This is a genomic window from Methylobacterium sp. 22177, from assembly GCF_052045615.1.
Taxonomy (GTDB): Bacteria; Pseudomonadota; Alphaproteobacteria; order Rhizobiales; family Beijerinckiaceae; genus Methylobacterium; species Methylobacterium radiotolerans.
In genome coordinates, this window is the sequence record NZ_JBQEPK010000050.1 from 13,932 (window position 1) to 34,600 (window position 20,669).

Genomic DNA, 20,669 nt, shown 5'->3' on the forward strand with positions numbered 1-20,669 from the left:
GCCGACCGTGCCGCCAGCCGCCGAACGCCCGGTCGCCCCGTCATCCGGGGCCGCGCGGCCGCACGCCTCCGACATCGCGGCGCGCCTGGAGCGGCTGCCCATGTCGGGCTACCAGCGCCGGATCTTCGCGGTCATCGCCTCGGCGTGGCTCGTCGACCAGATCGACGTGGCGCTCCTGACCTTCCTGCTCGGCGCGATCGTGGCGGCCTTCGGCCTGACGCCCACCGAGGCCGGCCAGCTCGCCGCCATGACCTTCGCGGGCCAGCTCGTGGGCAACGTCCTCGCGGGCACCGCCTCCGACCGGTTCGGCCGCAAGGCGGTGTTCCAGGTGACCATGGTGGTCTGGGGGCTGGCGAGCCTCGCGGCGGCGGCCGCCTGGAGCCTGCCCGTGCTGATGGCCTGCCGGTTCCTGATCGGGGTCGGCGTCGGCGGCGAGGCGCCGGTGGCGCAGGCGATGGTCTCGGAGATCGTACCGGCCCGGGTGCGCGGCAAGTACATCGCGATCCTGGAGGGGTTCTGGGCGGTCGGCTACGTCCTCTCGGGGGCGATCAGCTTCTTCGTCCTGCCCCATCTCGGTTGGCGCTGGGCCTTCGTGGTGGTCGGCCTGCTGTCGCTCGTGGTGCTGGCGGTGCGCCGCACGATGCCGGAATCGCCCCGCTGGCTCGCCGAGGCGGGCCGCGAAGCGGAGGCGGAATCCGCGATGGCCGCGATGGAGCGGGCCGTCGAGCGCGCCACCGGCCGCCCCCTCCCCCCGGTCGCGCCGGCCCTGGCCGCGGCGACGGCGGCCGTGCCCGGCCCGCGGCAAGATCCGCATCAGGGTCCGCATCAGGGTCCGCACCGCGGCGCCGTCGCGACTCTGTTCGCGCCCGAATACCGCCTGCGCACCGTGATGGCGTTCGGGCTGTGGTTCTTCGCGCTGATCGGCTTCTTCGGCCTCAATTCCTGGATCGCCGTGCTGCTCAAGGAGCGCGGCTTCTCGATCGTCGGCTCGGTGGGCTTCGTCACCCTGATCACCCTCGGCGGCATCCCGGGCTTCGCCGCGGCGGCCGTGCTGCTCGAGCGGGTCGGCCGCAAGCCCACCACCGCCCTGTTCCTGATCTGCGCGGCGGCGGCGGCCTACCTGTACGGCAATGCCGGCGCCGGGACGGTGCTGACCGTCTCGGGCGTCGCCGTGACTTGGCTGTTCGTCGCCGGCTTCATCATGCAGTTCTTCATGTTCGGCATGTGGAGCTGCCTCTACGCCTACACGCCGGAACTCTACCCGACCCGGGCCCGGGCCACGGGCGCCGGCTTCGCCTCGGCCTTCGGGCGGATCGGCGCCATCCTGGGGCCGATGATCGTGCCGGTGCTGGTGCGCGACCACGGCCCGGCCACCGCGTTCCAGGTCGGCGCCGGCGGCTTCCTGATCGCCGCCCTGCTGGTCCTGACCCTCGGCGTCGAGACCCGCGGCAAGGTGCTGGAGGCCGTCTCGCGCTGAGACGAGGACCGACCGGACACACAGCTCGATCCGCACAGGAGACTCGCGAACAATGCCCGTCGTGGACATGCGCAGCCGGCCGACCTTCCTGCACAGATTCTTCGGCGCCGAGCCGGACACGCCCGAGTTCGGCGTGGCCCGCTGGCTCAATGCCCGGGTCGGCAGCCGGGAGGTGGAGCACTTCACCCGCGGCGCGACGATCGAGGGCTTCCGTGCCGAGATGGACGGGGCCGGCATCGACGTCGCCGTCATGGTCGCCCGCTCGGTCCCGGGGGTGCGGGTCTCGAACGACGCCCTGGCGGAGGCCGCCCGGCACGACCCGAGGCGGCTGATCGGCATCGCCTCGGTGGATCCGGTGAAGCTCGGCCGCAAGGCCGCCCTCGCGGAGGCGCGGCGCGCCGTGACCGAGCTCGGCTTCAAGGGCATCAACCTCGATGCCGGCTTCTACCGCGAGGCCATGCGGGCCGACGACGAGCGCCTGATGCCGCTCTACGAGCTGTGCCAGGAGCTCGAGGTCCCGGCCTTCGTGATGTCGGGGCCGACGACGCCGGACCTGCGCCTCAACGACCCGCTCGCGGTCGACCGGGTCGCCAGGACCTTCCCGGCGCTGCCGATCGTGTGCTGCCACGGGTTCTACCCGCACGTCGCCGACATGGTGACGGTGGCGTTCCGCAACGCGAACGTCTTCGTCTCGCCCGACATGTACACGTTCGCGCCGGGCGGCGGCCTCTACGTCGAGGCGGCGAACGGGTTCATGAAGGACCAGTTCCTGTTCGGCTCCTCGTTCCCGTTCCGCCCGATGGGCCAGGGCGTCGCGGATTTCCGCGGCCTCGGCCTGTCCGAGGAGGCCCTGGAGGCCGCCCTCTGGCGCAACGCCGACCGGCTCCTCGGGCTCGGCCTCGCCGCGTAGGGAAAGCCCGGTTCGGGAGGTCCGGGACCTTTCGCGGGCGCGGCCCGCATGTCGGGGCACTGCCCCGACACCCCGCCGAAGGGCCGAGCCCTTCGGGATCCCGCGTCAGGCTGCGCGAACCCGGGTGAGGAAGGTCTCGACCGCGCCGCGCAGATCGCCCGCCTGCCGGGACAGGTCGGCCGCCGCGTGCAGCACCTGGGCCGAGCCCTGGCTCGCGGTGCCGGCCGCCGCGCCGACGCCCGCCATGTGCTTCGAGACCCCGCTTGTGTCCTGCGAGGTCTGCGCGGTGGTCCGGGCGATCTCCGCGGTGGCCGCGCCCTGCTGCTCGACCATGGCGGCGATCTCGGCGCCGATCCGGGCGAGGTCGCGGATCACCGCGGTGATGCCGCCGATCGACCGGACCGAGGCCTCGGTCGATCCGGTGATCTCCGAGACCTTGCCGGCGATCTCCTCGGTGGCCCGGGCGGTCTGCTCCGCGAGGTGCTTGACCTCGGCGGCGACCACCGCGAAGCCGCGGCCGGCCTCCCCGGCGCGCGCCGCCTCGATGGTGGCGTTGAGCGCCAGCAGGTTGGTCTGGCCGGCGATCTGCGAGATGATCGCGACGATCTCCCCGATGCTGCCGGCCGCCTGGGCGAGGCGGTGGACTTCCCCGGCCATGCCGTCCGCGCTCCGCGTGGCCGCCGCCGCGAGGTCCGCCGAGGACCCGACCTGCACGCCGATCTCCCGGACCGAGGCGGTGAGCTCCTCGGTGGCCGCCGCCACCGTGTCGGCCGATCGGGCGGCCGAATCGGCCGACACCGCCACCGCCCGGCTGAGATCGGTCGTGTCCTGGGCGGCGCGGGCCATCCCGTGCGCGGAGGCCTCCAGCTGGGCCGCCGCCGCCGAGACGGCCGCGACGATCCCGCCGACCTGGCGCTCGAAGCTGTCGGCGAGGCCGAGGGCGGCCGCGCGCTGGGCCGCCGCGGTCTCGGCGGCGAGCCGCTCCTGCGCGGCCCGGGCCGCCCGGCGCTCGGCGACGCTGTCGCGGAACGCCAGGGCGGCGGCGGCGATCGCCCGGACCTCGCGCGGCCCGCCGGTCGGGATGGTCATGTCGGCCGTGCCCGCGTCCCGGCCGATCGCGGTCAGCACCCCGGCCATCCGGGAGAGCGGACGGGCGATGGCCGTGCCGAGCCAGACCGCGAGGCCGGCCGAGAGGGCGAACAGGGCGAGGCCGCCGGCGGCCCAGAGGGCCAGCATCCGCCCGGCGCGGGCGTGCACCGCCCCCGCGGCCGCCACCAGGTCGGCGGTGAGCCGGTCCTCCACGCCCTTCAGGGCGTCGATGCGCTGCGTGGCGAGGCGGAACCACGCCGGCGCGTCGCGGAAGGCGAGGGGCGTCCCCGGCATCGTCTCCTGCGCGACCGTCCGCAGGCGCGCGACCTCGCGGGCCGGCCCGGTCGCCTCCGCGGCGTCGAGCAGGTGCGCCTGCCCGGCCTCGGCCCCGGCCCGGAACAGGCCGGCATAGGTCGCCTGCTCGGCCGCGAGGGTCGCGAGGCGGCGGGCGGCCGCGAGGTCGAGGTTGCCGGAGGCGAAGACCGCCGCGGCGACGGCCCGCTCCTGGCCGGCCGCCTCCTTCAGCGCCAGGAAGGCCGCGTAGGCGTTCGCCCGGGCGGCGAGGCCGGCCTCGTCGATCGCGCCGCCCATGGCCCGCACCAGCCCGAGCCCCTCCCCGATCAGGCCCGTGTAGTAGGCCACGGCCTGCGGCGTGGCCGCCGTCAGGGCGTCGACGGCCCGGCGCTGCGCGGCCAGTCCGGTGAGCGCCTGCGCGAAGCCCTCGCTCCGGGCCGCAAAGACCGGCCCGAAGCCCGTCGCGGCGGTCACGGCCTCGGGCAGTCCGGCGAGCGCCGCGTCGGTGCGCCCGCGCTGGGCCGCCAGTTCCGGACCGAACTGCGCGCCCTGCGCGCCCAGGAACAGGCTCGAGGCCCCGCGCTCCCGCTGGGCCTCGTGCACGAAGGCGCTGATCCGGGAGGCGAGGCCGACCAGGCCCTCAACCCGGTCCATCTCGGCCCGCCGCGCCCACTGGTCCGACACGGCGAGGCCGGCCGCCCCCGCGAAGGCGAGGCACGGGGCGAGCGCCACCGCCAGGATGCGGGCGCGGAGCGAGGCGAGGATCGGCATCGGAAGATCTGGAACCGTCCGGCAGGAGACGCGCCACCTTCCGGCCAAGTCATAAAAATCCGGTTATGGGTCTCGCGCCGATCCGGGACCGGTCTGCCCAATCAGGCGGCGTTTTGGGCCGCATCTGCCAATTCGACGTGCAGATCTCCCCAGGTCTTCAGCGCGCGGATGACCGGCTCGAGGGACCGACCCCGCTCGGTCAGGCTGTATTCGACCTTCGGGGGAACCTCGGCATAGACCGTCCGGGTGATCAGGCCGTCGGCTTCCATTTCGCGCAACTGGTTCGTGAGCATGCGCTGGGTCACGCTGGCGAGGCGCCGCCGGATCTCGTTGAACCGCAGGGTCCCCTCCAGCAGGTGATAGAGGATCACGCCCTTCCACTTGCCGTCGATGAGCCGGAGCGTCGCCTCGACGGCGCAGCCGGGGCTGCAGGCCCCCGTGTGGCGGCGGGTGCGGGGCATGGGCGTCTCCGACGGTATGGTTTCCGGCACTAGCGGCGTTTTATGTGCGTACTTGCGGCCCGTGAAGGCGGGCGGCATCTCCTGCGGCGACAGCCCGAGGAGATCACCATGCGCGCCGTCGGCTACCGCAAGTCCCTGCCGATCACCGATCCCGAAGCCCTGGTCGACCTCGACCTGCCCCAGCCGGCGCCCGGCCCGCGCGACCTGCTGGTGAAGGTCGAGGCGGTCTCGGTGAACCCCGTCGACACCAAGGTCCGGCGGCGGGCCGAGCCGGAGGCCGGCGGCGCCAAGGTGCTCGGCTGGGACGCGGCCGGCACCGTCGTCGCCGCCGGCGCGGAGGTCCCGGGCTTCGCCGCGGGCGACGCGGTGTTCTACGCGGGCGACCTCACCCGGGCGGGGACGAACGCCCAGTTCCACTGCGTCGATGCCCGCATCGTCGGGCGCAAGCCCGCGCGCCTCGACTGGGCGCAGGCCGCCGCCCTGCCGCTCACCGCGATCACCGCCTGGGAGACGCTGTTCGACCGGCTCGACACGGGCAAGCCGGTTCCGGGCGCCGCCCCGGCGATCCTGATCGTCGGCGGCGCGGGGGGCGTCGGCTCGGTGGCCATCCAGCTCGCCCGGGAACTCACCGACCTCACCGTGATCGCCACCGCGTCGCGGCCCGAGACGGCGGCTTGGTGCCGGGACCTCGGCGCCCACCACGTGGTCGACCATTCCAAGCCCCTGGCGGCCGAGGTGGCGGCCCTGGGGCTCGGCGCGCCGGGCCTCGTCTTCTCCACGACCAACACCGACGCGCACCTCGCCGCGATCGTCGAGCTCATCGCCCCGCAGGGCCGCCTCGCCCTGATCGACGATCCGGAGCGCCTCGATGTCGGGCTCCTCAAGCGCAAGAGCCTGTCGCTGCACTGGGAGTTCATGTTCACCCGCTCGATGTTCGCCACCGCCGACATCGCTGCCCAGGGCGCGCTCCTCGACGAGGTCGCCCGCCTCATTGATTCGGGCCGCCTGCGCACCACCCTGGGAGAGCATTACGGGCGGATCGACGCCGCGAATCTCCGGCGCGCCCACGGCCTGATCGAGAGCGGGCGCGCCAGGGGCAAGATCGTGCTCGAAGGCTTCTCGGAGTGAGCACGCGATGACGGAGGCGGCGGGGACCGGGATCTTCGACGTGGCGGCACTGGCGGCGGCGCTGCCCGAAAGCGCCGGGACCCTCCTGGTCGACACCTACCTGACCGACCGGGAGGCCGCGAGCGCCCGGGTGTTCCGGGTCTACCGGCCGACGCCGCCGCACTACCACGCCACCTGCGACGAGTACCTCTACTGCCTCTCGGGCCGGGGCACCTTCTGGATGCGCGATCCCGCCGCGGTGACCGCGTTCGGCCCCGGCCAGCTCCTGTTCTTCGAGAAGGGCACGGTCCACGCGATGCCGGCGCTCGAGCCCGGGGACCCGGTGGTGTTCCTGTCGATCGACACGCCCCGCCGGGCGCCGACCGACATCATCTTCGTGAACCCGGAGGACGGGACGCCGGCCAGCTTCATGGCGCGCAACGCGGAGGGTTGAGGTCAGACCCGCAGGGAGCGCCCGGCCGCCGCCACGCCGACGAGCAGGGCCGCCACGATCAGGAGCGCCGCGGGGAGGCCGAGCGCCTGCGCGGCGAAGCCGATCAGGGCCGGGCCCGCCAGCACCCCGGCATAGCCCAGCGTCGTCACCGCCGGCACCGCCACGCGCGCGGCCATCGCCCTCTGGCGGCCGGCCGCCGTGAACAGGACCGGGACGATGTTGGCGCAGCCCGCCCCGACCAGCGCGTAGCCGGCGAGTGCCGCCTCCCAGGCCGGGACGAGGACCGAGAGCGCGAGGCCGACGGCCGCCAGCAGGCCGCCGAGGACGACCACGCTCCGGCGCCCGAGCCGGGCCACGACCCGGTCGCCCGCGAGCCGGCCGACCGTCATCGTCACCGAGAAGGCCGCGTAGCCGAGCGCCGCCCAGGCCGGATCGAGCCCCCGCTGCTGGATCAGGAAGACCGCGCTCCAGTCGAGGGCCGAGCCCTCGGTGAGGAACACCACGAAGCAGAGCAGGCCCAGGACCAGCACCGGGCCGCGGGGCAGCGCGAAGGCGGGGCCGCCGCGCGCCCCTCCCCTGTCCGGCGGCAGGATGCCGGGCCAGGCGGCGGCGAACAGGGCCGCGATGCCGGCGGTCAGGAGCAGCACGCTCCAGCCCGCGCCGAGGCCCGCCGCCAGCAGGCCGCTGGCGATCAGCGCCCCCAGGATGCAGCCGAGGCTGTAGAGGCCGTGGAAGCCCGACATCATCGGGTGCCCGCTCCGGCGCTCCACCGCGACCGCCTGCAGGTTCATGACGCAGTCCACCGCCCCCATCCCGGCCCCGAACAGCAGCAGCCCCAGGGTGAGCGTCACGAGCCCCGAGGCCGCGGCCAGCACCGGGAGGGCGAGGCCGAGGGCCAGCGTGCCGGCGAGCAGGACCGGCCGGAAGCCGAGCCGCGCGGCCGCCACCCCGGCGCTCGGCATCGCCAGGATCGAGCCGATGCCGAAGGTGAGGAGCAGCAGGCCGAGCCCCGCCGCGTCGAGGCCGGCGCGGTCCTTCACCAGCGGCACCAGCGGCGCCCAGGTGGCGTTGGCGATGCCGACGATCAGGAACAGCAGCCGCGTGGACAGCCTCTGCCGGGCCGCGGCCCGGTCGTCGGCCCCCGGGATGGCGACCGGATCGGTCAGGTCGAGTGCTGGCATCGATGCCTGTCGGGACTTGGATCTGTGGGCGGGATTGGGCGATGTGGATCTCAACTCCCGCGGTGCAACACCGAAGGTGGGCCAAGGTTTGGCGAATCGAGATCCGGCGAACCCGGGGCCGCCGGACTCCGATCGCGGCCGTTGGCTGCACGTCGTCGCCCGCGCAAGCGAAGGGGCCCGGCGCGCGGCTCGTCAGCGTGGCGCCATCCGGATTGCTTGCGCTGCGCGCAAAGACGGCTGCGCGTTCACCGAGCGGTTGCCGACGTACGCGTTTCGTTCTAGCAAGGGCGGCGCATGACGGGCCTGCGTCCCGCCGGCCGCATCTTGCCGTGAGCCCCCGCGGGCTCGACATGAGGCCGGTGCGGCGGCTGGCCCGCGCGCGAATCCGACTCTGACCGCGTCGACGCCTCGAAAGACCGCCGCCCTCATGGCCAAAGCCCAAGCTGGAAGTCGTGTCGCACGCCGCGCCGGCGCCGCCAAAGCCGCTCCCAAGGCGCCCCTCAAGGCAGCCTCGACGAAGGCAGGCTCAACGAAGGCGGCCCTGCCCAGACAGGCCCGCGCGAAGGGCGAAGCGCCCGCGGCCCGGACCGAGGCCGCCATCGACGCCAGGCTGGAGGTCCTGTTCGACGCCGCGCCGGCCCCCGTCGAGGACCGGCGGGTCATCGCGATCCGCGGCGCCCGGGAGCACAATCTCAAGAACGTCGACCTGACCATCCCCCGGGACAAGCTCGTCGTGTTCACCGGGCTGTCGGGCTCGGGCAAGTCGTCGCTCGCCTTCGACACGATCTACGCCGAGGGGCAGCGCCGCTACGTCGAGTCGCTCTCGGCCTACGCTCGCCAGTTCCTGGAGATGATGTCGAAGCCCGACGTCGACCAGATCGACGGGCTGTCGCCGGCCATCTCCATCGAGCAGAAGACCACCTCCAAGAATCCCCGCTCCACCGTCGGGACGGTCACCGAGATCTACGACTACATGCGCCTGCTCTGGGCGCGGGTCGGCATCCCCTACTCGCCGGCCACCGGCCTGCCGATCGAGAGCCAGACCGTCCAGCAGATGGTCGACCGCGTGCTGGAGCTGCCGGAGAAGACCCGGCTCTACCTGCTCGCGCCGGTGGTCCGCGGGCGGAAAGGCGAGTACCGCAAGGAAATCGCCGAGTACCAGAAGAAGGGCTTCCAGCGTCTGCGCGTGAACGGCGAGTACTACGCCATCGACGACGTGCCCAAGCTCGACAAGAAGTTCAAGCACGACATCGACGTGGTGGTCGACCGGATCGTGGTCCGCGCCGATATCGGCTCGCGCCTCGCCGAATCCTTCGAGACGGCGCTGGAGCTCGCCGACGGCGTCGCCGAGATCGTGTTCGCCGACGCCCCCGAGGGCGAGGCGCCCCGGACCATCACCTTCTCGTCGCGGTTCGCCTGCCCGGTCTCGGGCTTCACCATCGCGGAGATCGAGCCGCGTCTGTTCTCGTTCAACAACCCGTTCGGCGCCTGCCCGACCTGCAGCGGCATCGGCCACGAGATGCGGATCGATCCCGAGCTGGTGATCTCCGACCCGGCCCTGAGCCTGAAGCGCGGCGCGGTCGGCCCCTGGGCGAAGTCGACCTCGCCCTATTACGGCCAGACCCTGGAGGCGCTGGCCGAGCATTTCGGCTTCAAGACGGGCGTCCCCTGGCAGAGCCTGTCGGAGACCGCCCGCGCCATCGTGCTCTACGGCTCGGGCAAGCAGTCGATCCGCTTCGCCTACGACGACGGGTTGCGCAAGTACACGGTCAACAAGCCGTTCGAGGGCGTGATCCCGAACCTGGAGCGCCGCTACAAGGAGAGCGACTCGGACGCCGTCCGGGAGGAGATCGGGCGCTTCATGAGCGAGACGCCCTGCGCCGCCTGCGGCGGCAAGCGGCTGAAGCCCGAGGCGCTCGCCGTGAAGGTCGCCATGGCGGACATCGCCGACGTCACGGCCCTCTCGGTGAGCGAGGCGCACCGCTGGTTCTCGGAGCTGCCGGAGAAGCTGACCGCCAAGCAGAACGAGATCGCGGTCCGGATCCTGAAAGAGATCCGCGACCGGCTGACCTTCCTGGTGGATGTCGGCCTCGAATACCTGACGCTCGCCCGCGGCTCCGGCTCGCTCTCGGGCGGCGAGAGCCAGCGCATCCGGCTCGCCTCGCAGATCGGCTCGGGGCTGACCGGCGTGCTCTACGTGCTGGACGAGCCCTCGATCGGCCTGCACCAGCGCGACAACGAGCGGCTGCTCGGCACGCTCAAGCGCCTGCGCGACCTCGGCAACTCGGTGATCGTGGTCGAGCACGACGAGGACGCGATCCTGCAGGCCGATTACGTGGTCGATGTCGGGCCGGGCGCCGGCATCCACGGCGGCGAGATCATCGCGCAGGGGACGCCCGCCGAGGTGCTGGCGAATCCCGCCTCGCTCACCGCCAAGTATCTCACCGGCGCGATGTCCGTGCGCACCCCGACCGCGCGCCGCAAGGGCCGGAAGGGCAAGCTCGGGCTGTTCGGCGCAAGGGGCAACAATCTGAAGGACGTGGATGTCGAGATCCCGCTCGGCACCTTCACCTGCATCACCGGCGTGTCCGGGGGCGGCAAGTCGACCCTGGTGATCGACACGCTCTACAAGGCGGTGGCGAAGAAGCTGAACGGCGCCCTGGAGCACCCGGCGCCCTACGGGCGGCTGGAGGGGCTGGAGCACCTCGACAAGGTCATCGACATCGACCAGTCGCCGATCGGGCGCACCCCGCGCTCGAACCCCGCCACCTATATCGGCGCCTTCACGCCGATCCGCGACTGGTTCGCGGGCCTGCCCGAGGCCAAGGCGCGCGGCTACCAGCCCGGCCGCTTCTCGTTCAACGTCAAGGGCGGGCGCTGCGAGGCCTGCTCGGGCGACGGCGTCATCAAGATCGAGATGCACTTCCTGCCGGACGTCTACGTCACCTGCGACGTCTGCAAGGGCAAGCGCTACGACCGCGAGACCCTGGAGGTGAAGTACCGGGGCAAGTCGATCGCCGACGTGCTCGATTCCACCGTCGAGGAGGCGGCCGAGCTGTTCAAGGCGGTGCCGGCGATCCGCGACAAGCTCGAGACCCTGAAGCGGGTCGGCCTGCACTACGTCCATGTCGGCCAGCAGGCCACCACCCTGTCGGGGGGCGAGGCGCAGCGGGTGAAGCTCTCCAAGGAGCTGTCGAAGCGCGCCACCGGCCGCACCCTCTACATCCTCGACGAGCCGACCACCGGCCTGCACTTCCACGACGTCGCCAAGCTCATGGAGGTCCTCCACGAGCTGGTCGACCAGGGCAACACGGTGGTGGTGATCGAGCACAACCTCGAAGTGATCAAGACGGCCGACTGGGTGATCGACATGGGCCCCGAGGGCGGCGACGGCGGCGGCCGGGTGGTGGCCCAGGGGACGCCCGAGGCGATCGCGCGCGCGACCGCGAGCCATACCGGCCGGTTCCTGCGCGAGGTGCTGGAGCGGCGCCCCGTCTCACCGGCGAGCCGCGGTCGCGCCGCGGAGTAGCGCGGCGGACCGTCCCGCCGGCCGATCCCGGCGCGGCAGTTTCTGCCGGGTGCGGTCCGGAACCTGCCCGAGCGAGCGGTGATTCGAACCGCGGAGCGCGGGTCCGAACCGGTTGCCGCCCGGTCCGGCGCCGGATTCCGGACGCCGCGTCCGGACCGGCCGCCTGCCCGATCGCCGCCCCGACCTTGCCGGATTCTCCCGCCGCCCGGCCCGACAACAGCTTGACCGTTCAACGATATTTTGCCGGACCCCGCGTGCGAGCAGGGTCTGTGGACAGTGTTGCATCGCCGCAAAAATGCGGCTTTTGCGCAACGGTTCGGCTGGTTGTGGCGTTTCGGCGAGCATTCCACTGTCTTTCCGCAGGTCTCTGTAGAATAGTCGCAGACGTTGAGACGGGCAGGCTCCGTGGGGGCGCTCGGCAGGTCCGAAGCCGGCAGCCGCGATAGGCGAGCAGACCGGCAGGGAAGTGCCGAATGCGGGACGGACGCCGTGTGACCTTGGGAAGGAATGAGAAAATGATGAAGAACTGGCTCGCGGCCGGCACGGTCGCGCTCACGGTCGGCATGACCTCGACGATCGCGCAGGCGCAGACCACCACGGTTCCCGGCGAGCAGGTCGGCCTCGCGGTCGGCGCGCCGCTGCCGGAAGGCCTCTACGCCATCAACACGTTCACCTACCGCCGCACCGACGGCCGGAACGATCCCGACACGGCCGTCAACATCCCGGTCCTGGTCTGGTCGACCCCGTTCGTGCCGTTCGGCGGCCGCGTCGAGCTGCTCGTGGCGCCCCCGACCGTGTTCGCCTTCACCCGCAACCCGGCGGGCGTGCGCAACAAGGACATCTCGATCAACGTCGGCACCTTCGTCGGCGGCATCTGGGCCTTCGACCTCGGCAACAACTTCGGCGTCAGCTTGCTCGGCGGCGCCTACCTGAACGACCTGAACGGCGACCGCGGCTCGATCATCACGCCGACCGGCGCGACGGCCACCCCGGTCCTGCCGCAGCTCTCCTCCAACACCTACCGCTTCGGCATCGCCGGCAGCTACACCGGTGACGGCTGGAACCTGACCGCCAACCTGACCGCCAACATCTACGACTCGCCCGGCCGCTTCCCCGGCCAGGTCGGCGCCGCCATCGGCCCGATCCGCCTGTCGGACTCGCTGAACTTCGACCTCACCGCGACGAAGAAGTTCGGCAACTTCGAGATCGGCCCGGTCGCCTACGGCACCTACAACTTCGACATCAGCCAGGCCAGCGCGGCGGCCGGCAACCGCGGCCGCTTCGCCATCGGCGGTCTCATCGGCTACGACTTCAAGATCTTCACCGTCCAGGCCTACGTCGCCCGCGACGTCGTGACCGGGCTCCAGACCACCAACGCGTTCGGCCGCACCCGCAGCGACTACTCCACCGACGGCTGGATCCGGTTCATCGTGCCGCTGTACTCGCCGGCCCCGGCCGCCTCGCCGGTCCCGGCGGCCCTGGTCCGCAAGTACTGAGACCCTCCCGAGACGCCGGGCTCCCCGCCGCCGCGCGGCGGGGGGCTCCCGGATCTCCGACAGGCCGTCCCCCGGGACGGCGCGCCGCCCGGCCCCGCCGGGCGGTTTTTTGTTGTGCCGGCCCCGCCGCGGGCCGCCCCGCGCGGGCCCGGCCATGGGTCGCAACCGGCCGCGGGTGACGCGGGCGGCGCGGACATCCTATGGTGTGCCGATTGCGCGGCTCCGGGGCCGACCGGGGCGCAGGCGGACGAGCCGAAGGAATGTCATGGCGACGCAGGGCGAGTGGAAGATCCCCGCGCAGGCCCAGCCCAGGCCCGCGGATTACGGCTACGACCTCGACCGGGCGCTCTCCGCCGTCCTGGCCCTGTCGGCGCGGATCCCGGAGAGCGCGTTCACGGCCGAGACGCTCGGCACCGAGCGCGCCGGCAACGGCGTGGTGATCCGCGAGGACGGGCTGGTGCTCACCATCGGCTACCTCGTCACCGAGGCCGAGAGCGTCTGGCTCACCACCCGGGACGGCCGCTCGGTGCCCGGCCACGTCCTCGGCTTCGACGCCGCCACGGGCTTCGGCCTGGTCCAGGCGCTCGGCGATCTCGGCGTGCCGGCCCTCCCGCTCGGCCGCTCGGCCGGGCTGAAGACCGGTGACCGGGCCGTGCTGGCGGGGGCGGGCGGGCGCCAGCGCTGCGTCGCCGTCGAGGTGGTCGCCCGGCAGGAATTCGCCGGCTACTGGGAATACGTCCTCGACGAGGCCCTGTTCACCGCCCCCGCCCACCCGCACTGGGGCGGCACCGCGCTGATCGGTCCCCAGGGCGACCTGCTCGGCATCGGCTCGCTGCAGCTGCAGCAGGGCGGCGCCGGCGCGGCGCGGCCGATCAACATGGTCGTGCCCATCGACCTGCTGACGCCGATCCTCGAGGACCTCGCCACGCGCGGGCGCGCCAACCGGCCGCCGCGCCCCTGGCTCGGCCTCTACGCCACCGAGAGCGAGGAGGGCATCGTCGTCATGGGCCTCGCCGACAACGGCCCGGCCGAGACCGGCGGCCTCCAGGCCGGGGACGTGATCGAGGCGGTGGCCGGCGAGCCGGTGGCCGATCTCGCCGCCCTGTTCCGCAGCGTCTGGGCCCTCGGCGAGGCCGGGGTGCGGGTCCCCCTCACGATCCGCCGGGAGGGACGCGGGGTGAAGCTCGCCCTCGTCTCCGGGGACCGGGAGCGGTTCCTGCGCACGCCCTCGCTGCACTGAGCCCGCAGCGCGCAACTTTCGCGCGGCGGGCGGCGTTGCCGCGGGTGCCGTCGCGGGTCTGTACCGGACACAACCTACGGCTCAGCGACGGTTCAGGTGGCGGGACCGAATCTGCAACCACCGGCTCCCGATCCGCCGGAAGCGTTGAGGAGATCCAGTCATGACGATTCTGAGCGCACCGCGCGCGAAGGCGCTCGTGATGGCCGCCGCGGTCGCGGGCGGCCTCGGGCTCGCGGGGTCCGCCGAGGCGGCCGGGGGCTGCGGCCCCGGCTTCCACCCCAATCCCTGGGGCATCTGCCGGCCGAACTGGGGCCCCCGGCCCTACGGCTACTGGCGGCGCCCGATCTACTACGGCGGGTACGGCGGCTATTACCGGCCGCGGCCGTTCTACCGGCCCTACGGCTTCTACGGGCCGCGCCCGTTCTACTGAGCCCGGTCCGGGCACGCGTGAGACGCCGGGAGGGCGTCCCGCCGACCGGTGGGGCGCCCTTCGCGCGTGCGGGGAGCCCCGCGCGACCCCGCATGCGCACAAAGAATGACCATTCGGAAACCTTGCCGGTTTCTTAAGCCGGTTATGCAATTCACGCAGGTCTGGTGCTTGACCTTGCGCCTCCTGCTGCGCTGCGGTCGGATTATATGTGCGTTGCACCAACAAGAGGCAGCGATGCGCAATGGGGCGCCATCGTCTGCCTGAGCAGAGGTCACAGCACACCATGTCCGCCGCCCGTAGCGTCCTGAGCCGCGTCCGCGCCTATCTCCGGTACCGCGACACCGTCTCCCAGCTGTCCCGCCTGTCGGACCGCGATCTTGCCGATCTCGGCATCAACCGCAGCGAGATCCGCGGCGTCGCCCGCGTCTGATCCCAGCGCCCGAGTCACAGCACCCGAGACGAACGTCCCGAAGGACCGCCGCCCGTTGATCCGGACGGCGGTCCTTCGCTATTCTCAGACATGACACAGATCATCCACATCGTCGGCGGCGGTCTCGCCGGATCCGAGGCCGCCTGGCAGGTGGCCGAAGCCGGGCACCGCGCGGTGATCCACGAGATGCGCCCCGTGCGCGGCACCGAGGCGCATCGGACGGACGGCCTGGCCGAACTCGTCTGCTCGAACTCGTTCCGGTCCGACGACCCCGAGGGCAACGCCGTCGGGCTGCTGCACCAGGAGATGCGCAGCTTGGGCTCGCTGATCATGCGGGCGGCCGACACCAACCAGGTGCCGGCGGGCGGGGCGCTGGCGGTCGACCGCGAGGGCTTCTCCGCCGCGGTGACCCGGGCCCTGGAGCAGCACCCCAACGTCACCCTCGTCCGCGGGGAGGTCGAGGGCCTGCCGCCGGAGGCATGGGGCCCCTGCATCGTCGCCACCGGCCCGCTCACGGCGCCGGCGCTGGCCGAGGGCATCCGCGGGCTCACCGGCGCCGAGTCGCTGGCCTTCTTCGACGCGATCGCGCCGATCGTCCACCGCGACTCGATCGACATGGACGTGGCGTGGTTCCAGTCCCGCTACGACAAGCCGGGACCCGGCGGCACGGGCGCGGACTACCTCAACTGCCCGATGAGCCGTGAGCAGTACGACACCTTCGTGGCCGCCCTCGTGGCGGGCGAGAAGATCGGGTTCAAGCAGTGGGAGGGCACGCCCTATTTCGACGGCTGCCTGCCCGTCGAGGTCATGGCCGAGCGCGGCCCCGAGACCCTGCGCCACGGGCCGATGAAGCCCGTGGGGCTCACCAATCCCCGCGACCCGCTGGTCAAGCCCTGCGCGATCGTGCAGCTGCGCCAGGACAACGCGCTGGGCACCCTGTACAACATGGTCGGCTTCCAGACGAAGCTGACCTATTCCGAGCAGGTCCGGATCTTCCGCATGATCCCCGGCCTGGAGCGGGCCGAGTTCGCCCGCCTCGGGGGCCTGCACCGCAACACCTATCTCGACAGCCCGCGCCTCCTCGACGCCACCCTCCGGCTGAGGGCCCGGCCCTCCTTACGCTTCGCCGGCCAGATCACCGGCTGCGAGGGCTACGTCGAGAGCGCCGCGGTCGGGCTGATGGCCGGCCGCTTCGCCGTCGCGGAGGCGGCCGGCCGGCCGCTCGCCCCCCTGCCCCAGAGCACGGCCCTCGGCGCGCTCATCGCCCACATCACCGGCGGCCACCTGATGGCGGACGGCGAGGCCAACGCCCCGCGCTCGTTCCAGCCGATGAACGTCAATTTCGGCCTGTTCCCGCCGCTCGAGCGGGCCCCCCGCAACGAGACCGGCCGGCGCCTGCGCGGGCCCGAGAAGGCGGCGCTGAAGAAGCGCGCGCTCACCGACCGGGCCCGGGCCGATCTCGCTCTCTGGTTGGAGGGCGCGCGGGACGGTGCGGCGAGACCTGCGGCTGCGGAATAGCTAGCCGCACGGGGCTTGCACCGCCCGAGGCCTCATCATCCTGGGCGCACCATGACCGCGATCGACACCCGAGCCTTCCTGGCCGACCTGTACGAGCTGCGCGAGATCGGCCGGTTCCGCACCGGCGTCCACCGGCCGACCTTCTCGGCCGCGGACATGGAATCCCGCCGCTGGCTGATGGCCCGGCTCGAGGCCTGCGGCCTGGACGCTTCCATCGACGGGATCGGCAACGTGCTGGGGCGCCACCGCGGCCCCGGCCCGCACCTGCTGGTCGGCAGCCACATCGAGACGCAGAACGAGGCCGGCTGGCTCGACGGGGCGCTGGGCGTCGTGGCCGGGGTGGCGCTGGCCCGCGCCGGGCTGCCCGTCGACGTCGTCGCCTTCGCGGACGAGGAGGGGCACTTCTCCGGCGGCTTCCTGGGCAGCCGCTCGGCGATCGGCGACCTGACCGAGGCCGAGATGGACGAGGCCCGCAACCGCACCGACGGCACGCCGCTTCGCGCGGCGCTCGCGGGTGCCGGCCTCGCCGGCCTGCCCCGGATGCGGCTCGACCCGGCCCGCTACCGCGGCTTCCTGGAGATGCACATCGAGCAGGGGACGCAGCTCGAATCCGCCGGCCTGCATCTCGGCGTGGTGAGCGGCATCGTGGCGATCTGGCAGTTCCGGATCGATTTCGCCGGCAACCAGGACCATGCCGGCGGCACCACCATGGCGGAGCGCCGGGATGCGGGCCTCTCGGCGGTGCGGCTGCTGGCGGCGATCGACCGGGAGTTCCCGAAGGTCTGCGGCCCGCGCAGCACCTGGACGACGGGGCGGATCACCCTGGATCCCGGCGGCTTCAGCATCATCCCGGGCCGGGCCGAGGTGTATTTCCAGTTCCGCGACGTGGCGATGCCGGTGCTGGAGCGGATGGAGGCCTGCCTGGAGGCGCTGGTGCGGGAATCGAACCGGCGCGAGCGCTGCCCGGCCACCCTGACGGCCCTGGCGAAGGCGGTCCCCGCCCCCTGCGACCCGGCCCTGATGCGCGCCCTCTCGGAGGCCGCCGAGAGCGTCTGCCCCGGCTCGTGGCAGGTGATGCCGTCGGGCGCCGGTCACGACGCCCAGAACGTCGCCCGGATCCTGCCGGCCGCGATGCTGTTCGTGCCCTCGATCGGCGGCATCAGCCACCACTGGGCGGAGGACACCGCCGACGCCGACCTCGCCCTCGGGGTGCGGGCCCTCGGCGACGCGGCGGCGCGGGTGCTGGCGGGCTGAGCGCGCCGCCCCGGACGCCCGCCGCGGCGCGTTCCGGCGGGCCCCGGGCCTCAGGCGCCCGGTATCAGCGACTGGATCGGGATCCGCTCCGGGCGGTATTCCTGCATGCCCCCGGCGATCCGCTCCTCGACGGCGTCGATGAACTTCTCCGGGTCGGTGATCGAGCACTGGCGCAGGTCCCAGAAGGCGTAGCGCCACCATTGCACCTTCAGGTAGCGCTCGATCAGCGCGTCGGGGAAGCGCATCTTCACGATCCGGGCGGGGCTGCCGGCCACGATCGCGTAGGGCGGCACGTCCTTGGTCACCACCGCCATGGCGCCGATCACCGCCCCGTCGCCGATCGTGATGTCGGGCATCAGGAAGGCGCCGTGGCCGATATAGACGTCGTTGCCGATGCGCACGCGCTTGGGCCAGAGATACGGTCCGCAGATCTCGTAATCCTCCGCCCGCGGGTCGAGGCGGTCGAACACGGCCGAGTGGTGCGTGTAGAACAGCGGCGAGGTCGAGCCGCACTGGACCGGGTGGCTGCCGCGCCCGACCTGGACGCTCTCGCCGATCGAGCAGTAGCGGGCGATGTCGGCGCCGAAATAGTAGCCGCTCACCGCGTACGAGAACGCCCCCATGGTGAGGCAGTAATCGACGCCCATCCACTTGATGCTGCACGGCGGCTCGAAGACGCAATCCTCCGGCAGGCCGAACGGGGCCGGGTGCAGCACCGAGATGCCGCGCCGCAGCATCTCCTGCTTCATGTCCTCGTTGACGGAGATCATGCGGCGTCCTCGTCGATGGGGTGTCGGGTTCCGGCCGGCGCCGGGTCCAGGCCGTAATAGTCGCGCCTCAGGTCCCCGTAGGTGGCGGCCCGGATCGGCACGGTGAGCCGGCCGGCGGCCGAGACGTCGATGGCGAGCAGCCGGTCGTTGAAGGCGGCCGGATCGGTGGCCAGCGCGCCGGGGAGCAGGTGCCCGTTCGGGTAGGCGCGCAGCCGCTCGGCCGGGGCGCCGAGGTCGAAGGCCGCCACCGGCAGGCCGGTGCGCAGCGCCAGGGTCAGCGCGTACGAGTAGGTCTCGGGCCAGATCGCCGGCAGCAGCACGAGATCGGCCGAGAGCCGCCAGACCAGGTCCAGGGCCTCGTGGTCGCCGGAATAGCGCCCGGTCTGGGCGACCCCGACGCGCTCCAGGCCGATCGCCAGGGCCGGATCCGAGTAGCCCACGATCGCGAAGTGCAGGGGCAGGTCGCGGTCCTGCGCGTCGGTGGCGAGCGCCTGCAGGAACAGGCCGCCCTTCGTGGCGCTGATCGCGCCGAGCACGGCGACGCGGCGGACGCGGCCGGGCCGCTGCAGGGCGGTCGAGCGCACCGACCGCTCCGGCTCGACGTGCGGCCGCACCGTGACGGCGAGATCCGGGTACACCGCCCGGATCCGGGCCGCCGTGTCGCAGGACGGCGCGAACACCCGCGCGGCGCCGGCCAGGAACGCCCCGAACGCCGCCCGCCGCTCGCCCGGATCCGGCTCCTCGAACCCGTCCGCGTCCACCGCCAGGCACGACCGGCACTCGTTGACCGGCGCCAGGCCGCAGTAGCGCCCGTCCGGCTGCACCAGGTGGTTGCGGTGGCACACCGGCGAGTAGTCGTGCAGCGTCCACGCGTAGGGCCGCCCCGCGCCCGCCACCACCTCCATCAGCGCCCGCGCCGCGCCCCAGCGCAGCCCCGCCAGCGAGTGCACGTGGATCAGAACCGGCGCCAGCTGCCCGACGAAGTCGGCGAGCTCGGCCGCGTCCCGCGGCAGGTACAGGCTGTCGAGGTTGGGCAGGTACAGGAACTCGGGGCCGCGATACGAGACGTGGACCTCGAGGTTGCGGGTCCGGTCGATCTGCAGCAGCACCACGCTCAGGCCCTCGGCCCGGGCCTGCGCGACCATGTCGTCGATGTGCCGCTGGATGCCCCCGCCCCAGCTGTGCGTCACGTAGAGCAGCGCCCGCCCCGAGAAGTGCCGGGCCAGCCGCGCCCGGTCGAGCCGCGCCCGCCCGCGCCGGCCGGGATCGGCCTGGACGAACTGCCCGACCCGGGCCGGGTAGTCGGGGTGCTTGGCCAGCAGCGCCGCCTGGCCCTGGACGTACTCGCCGCCCGCGTCGAGCCCGAACGAGATCTGGCCGGCATGGTGGACGAACACGTCCTCGGCGAGCAGGTTGACGAAGCCGGCCTTGGTGGCGCGCAGGCACCAGTCGTTCTCCTCGCCGTAGCCCTTGCCGAAGGCCTCGGCGTCGAGGTCGCCGACGGCGTCCAGGGCGGCGGCGGTCATGTACATGCAGAAGCCGACGCCGGTGGGTACGGGCACGGCGCGGCCGCGGTTGACCTGCGCGGCCACGCGGTCGAGGTCGGGCCGGGCGATCTCGAGCGGCATGGTGTTGTTGGCGTTGAAGCGCGGGTAGGAGCAGATCGTGGCGTTGTTGGACAGGGGCGTGACGCTGCCCACGGGCAGCCCCGCGCCCATTCCCGCCCCTGCGCCTGCCCCAGCCCCTGCCTCCGTGCCGGACCCGGCCCGAGGCTCGGCGTTGTGTTCGGCGTGGGCGACGAGGCGGTCGAGCCAGTCGCCGAAGACTTCAGCGTCGGAGTTGAGCAGGACGACGGCGCGGCCCTGGCGCAGGCCGAGGGCGCGGTTGACCGAGCGGACGAAGCCGAGGTTCTGCTCGTTCTCGACGAGGTGGAACAGGCCGCGGCCGGCGAGGGCGGCGAGCTCCGCGGTGAGTTCCGGGTCGGGGGAGCGGTCGTTGACGGCGAGCAGGGTGAAGGGGGTGGCCTGGGGCGCCGACAGGCAGGCATGGATGGCGCGCAGGGTCTCGCCGCGGCCCTTGTAGACCGGGACGATGACGACGACGCGGGCCTGCGCGATGGGCAGGGCGCGGGGCAGGCGGTCCCAGGCGTCGGCGGGCGGGGCCTCCATGGGCGGGTAGGTGCCGAGATCCTCGGGGCAGCCCATCAGCCCGGCGGCCCGGCCGGTGCGCACGTAGTGCAGGAACGGCGACTCCCCGGG

At 72.9% G+C, this 20,669-nt stretch carries 16 protein-coding genes; 11 read left to right on the forward strand and 5 right to left on the reverse strand.

What is annotated here, in order from left to right:
• Positions 1–7 precede the first annotated feature (7 nt).
• The gene (locus tag ACTJK8_RS27820) at positions 8–1,477 is read left to right on the forward strand and encodes an MFS transporter (protein WP_440762861.1); all 1,470 of its coding nucleotides are present in this window, start codon (positions 8–10) and stop codon (positions 1,475–1,477) included.
• Between the two features lie 52 nt (positions 1,478–1,529).
• A complete protein-coding gene (locus ACTJK8_RS27825) occupies positions 1,530–2,387 on the forward strand; it encodes an amidohydrolase family protein (RefSeq protein WP_012318545.1) in 858 nt (285 codons plus the stop codon).
• A 105-nt stretch (positions 2,388–2,492) separates the two neighbouring features.
• Here the strand turns inward: ACTJK8_RS27825 and ACTJK8_RS27830 are convergent, their stop codons facing one another.
• Positions 2,493–4,541: a methyl-accepting chemotaxis protein gene (locus tag ACTJK8_RS27830; protein ID WP_440762862.1), complete on the reverse strand. Its 2,049-nt coding sequence runs from the start codon at positions 4,539–4,541 to the stop codon at positions 2,493–2,495.
• Between the two features lie 101 nt (positions 4,542–4,642).
• On the reverse strand, positions 4,643–5,002 hold the full coding sequence (locus ACTJK8_RS27835; RefSeq protein WP_012318547.1) for a winged helix-turn-helix transcriptional regulator: 360 nt from the start codon (positions 5,000–5,002) through the stop codon (positions 4,643–4,645).
• Between the two features lie 108 nt (positions 5,003–5,110).
• On the opposite strand from ACTJK8_RS27835, the gene ACTJK8_RS27840 reads away from it, so the two are divergent.
• Together ACTJK8_RS27840 and ACTJK8_RS27845 are read left to right on the forward strand one after the other, a co-directional pair.
• Complete coding sequence (locus ACTJK8_RS27840; protein WP_440762863.1) at positions 5,111–6,130, forward strand: zinc-binding alcohol dehydrogenase family protein; 1,020 nt, start codon at positions 5,111–5,113, stop codon at positions 6,128–6,130.
• Positions 6,131–6,137: 7 nt separating this feature from the next.
• Positions 6,138–6,563 (forward strand): cupin domain-containing protein, encoded by a 426-nt coding sequence (locus ACTJK8_RS27845; RefSeq protein ID WP_440762864.1) that lies wholly within the window; start codon positions 6,138–6,140, stop codon positions 6,561–6,563.
• 2 nt (positions 6,564–6,565) lie between these two features.
• Here the strand turns inward: ACTJK8_RS27845 and ACTJK8_RS27850 are convergent, their stop codons facing one another.
• Entirely contained in the window at positions 6,566–7,744 is a 1,179-nt protein-coding gene (locus tag ACTJK8_RS27850; protein ID WP_116656984.1) for an MFS transporter, read from the reverse strand.
• A 427-nt stretch (positions 7,745–8,171) separates the two neighbouring features.
• On the opposite strand from ACTJK8_RS27850, the gene uvrA reads away from it, so the two are divergent.
• From uvrA to ACTJK8_RS27885, 7 genes are all read left to right on the forward strand, one after another.
• On the forward strand, positions 8,172–11,273 hold the full coding sequence (gene uvrA, locus ACTJK8_RS27855) for an excinuclease ABC subunit UvrA (protein ID WP_440762865.1): 3,102 nt from the start codon (positions 8,172–8,174) through the stop codon (positions 11,271–11,273).
• Between the two features lie 515 nt (positions 11,274–11,788).
• Positions 11,789–12,769 (forward strand): transporter, encoded by a 981-nt coding sequence (locus ACTJK8_RS27860; RefSeq protein ID WP_012318552.1) that lies wholly within the window; start codon positions 11,789–11,791, stop codon positions 12,767–12,769.
• Between the two features lie 265 nt (positions 12,770–13,034).
• Positions 13,035–14,009: a S1C family serine protease gene (locus tag ACTJK8_RS27865; protein WP_012318553.1), complete on the forward strand. Its 975-nt coding sequence runs from the start codon at positions 13,035–13,037 to the stop codon at positions 14,007–14,009.
• Between the two features lie 160 nt (positions 14,010–14,169).
• The gene (locus ACTJK8_RS27870; protein WP_012318554.1) at positions 14,170–14,439 is read left to right on the forward strand and encodes a GCG_CRPN prefix-to-repeats domain-containing protein; all 270 of its coding nucleotides are present in this window, start codon (positions 14,170–14,172) and stop codon (positions 14,437–14,439) included.
• A 283-nt stretch (positions 14,440–14,722) separates the two neighbouring features.
• The gene (locus tag ACTJK8_RS27875) at positions 14,723–14,869 is read left to right on the forward strand and encodes a DUF1127 domain-containing protein (protein WP_012318555.1); all 147 of its coding nucleotides are present in this window, start codon (positions 14,723–14,725) and stop codon (positions 14,867–14,869) included.
• Positions 14,870–14,959: 90 nt separating this feature from the next.
• Complete coding sequence (trmFO, locus tag ACTJK8_RS27880; protein WP_012318556.1) at positions 14,960–16,387, forward strand: methylenetetrahydrofolate--tRNA-(uracil(54)-C(5))-methyltransferase (FADH(2)-oxidizing) TrmFO; 1,428 nt, start codon at positions 14,960–14,962, stop codon at positions 16,385–16,387.
• Between the two features lie 51 nt (positions 16,388–16,438).
• Positions 16,439–17,641 (forward strand): Zn-dependent hydrolase, encoded by a 1,203-nt coding sequence (locus tag ACTJK8_RS27885; protein WP_024830466.1) that lies wholly within the window; start codon positions 16,439–16,441, stop codon positions 17,639–17,641.
• A 50-nt stretch (positions 17,642–17,691) separates the two neighbouring features.
• Here ACTJK8_RS27885 and ACTJK8_RS27890 read toward each other — a convergent pair whose 3' ends face one another.
• Both ACTJK8_RS27890 and ACTJK8_RS27895 read right to left on the reverse strand, forming a co-directional pair.
• Positions 17,692–18,411 carry a CatB-related O-acetyltransferase gene (locus ACTJK8_RS27890; RefSeq protein WP_012318558.1) on the reverse strand — a complete coding sequence of 240 codons (720 nt, stop codon included), beginning with the start codon at positions 18,409–18,411 and terminating at the stop codon, positions 17,692–17,694.
• On the reverse strand, positions 18,408–20,669 hold a 2,262-nt coding region (locus ACTJK8_RS27895), incomplete at its 5' end, for a glycosyltransferase (protein WP_440762866.1). The genes ACTJK8_RS27890 and ACTJK8_RS27895, both read right to left, overlap by 4 nt.

What these genes read in the sequence shown, in the direction of transcription:
- ACTJK8_RS27825 (WP_012318545.1), top strand. Translation starts at nt 1,530, where the DNA reads ATGCCCGTCGTGGACATGCGCAGCCGGCCGACCTTCCTGCACAGATTC.
- ACTJK8_RS27830 (WP_440762862.1), bottom strand. Translation starts at nt 4,541, where the DNA reads ATGCCGATCCTCGCCTCGCTCCGCGCCCGCATCCTGGCGGTGGCGCTC.
- ACTJK8_RS27835 (WP_012318547.1), bottom strand. Translation starts at nt 5,002, where the DNA reads ATGCCCCGCACCCGCCGCCACACGGGGGCCTGCAGCCCCGGCTGCGCC.
- ACTJK8_RS27840 (WP_440762863.1), top strand. Translation starts at nt 5,111, where the DNA reads ATGCGCGCCGTCGGCTACCGCAAGTCCCTGCCGATCACCGATCCCGAA.
- ACTJK8_RS27845 (WP_440762864.1), top strand. Translation starts at nt 6,138, where the DNA reads ATGACGGAGGCGGCGGGGACCGGGATCTTCGACGTGGCGGCACTGGCG.
- ACTJK8_RS27850 (WP_116656984.1), bottom strand. Translation starts at nt 7,744, where the DNA reads ATGCCAGCACTCGACCTGACCGATCCGGTCGCCATCCCGGGGGCCGAC.
- uvrA (WP_440762865.1), top strand. Translation starts at nt 8,172, where the DNA reads ATGGCCAAAGCCCAAGCTGGAAGTCGTGTCGCACGCCGCGCCGGCGCC.
- ACTJK8_RS27860 (WP_012318552.1), top strand. Translation starts at nt 11,789, where the DNA reads ATGATGAAGAACTGGCTCGCGGCCGGCACGGTCGCGCTCACGGTCGGC.
- ACTJK8_RS27865 (WP_012318553.1), top strand. Translation starts at nt 13,035, where the DNA reads ATGGCGACGCAGGGCGAGTGGAAGATCCCCGCGCAGGCCCAGCCCAGG.
- ACTJK8_RS27870 (WP_012318554.1), top strand. Translation starts at nt 14,170, where the DNA reads ATGACGATTCTGAGCGCACCGCGCGCGAAGGCGCTCGTGATGGCCGCC.
- ACTJK8_RS27875 (WP_012318555.1), top strand. Translation starts at nt 14,723, where the DNA reads ATGTCCGCCGCCCGTAGCGTCCTGAGCCGCGTCCGCGCCTATCTCCGG.
- trmFO (WP_012318556.1), top strand. Translation starts at nt 14,960, where the DNA reads ATGACACAGATCATCCACATCGTCGGCGGCGGTCTCGCCGGATCCGAG.
- ACTJK8_RS27885 (WP_024830466.1), top strand. Translation starts at nt 16,439, where the DNA reads ATGACCGCGATCGACACCCGAGCCTTCCTGGCCGACCTGTACGAGCTG.
- ACTJK8_RS27890 (WP_012318558.1), bottom strand. Translation starts at nt 18,411, where the DNA reads ATGATCTCCGTCAACGAGGACATGAAGCAGGAGATGCTGCGGCGCGGC.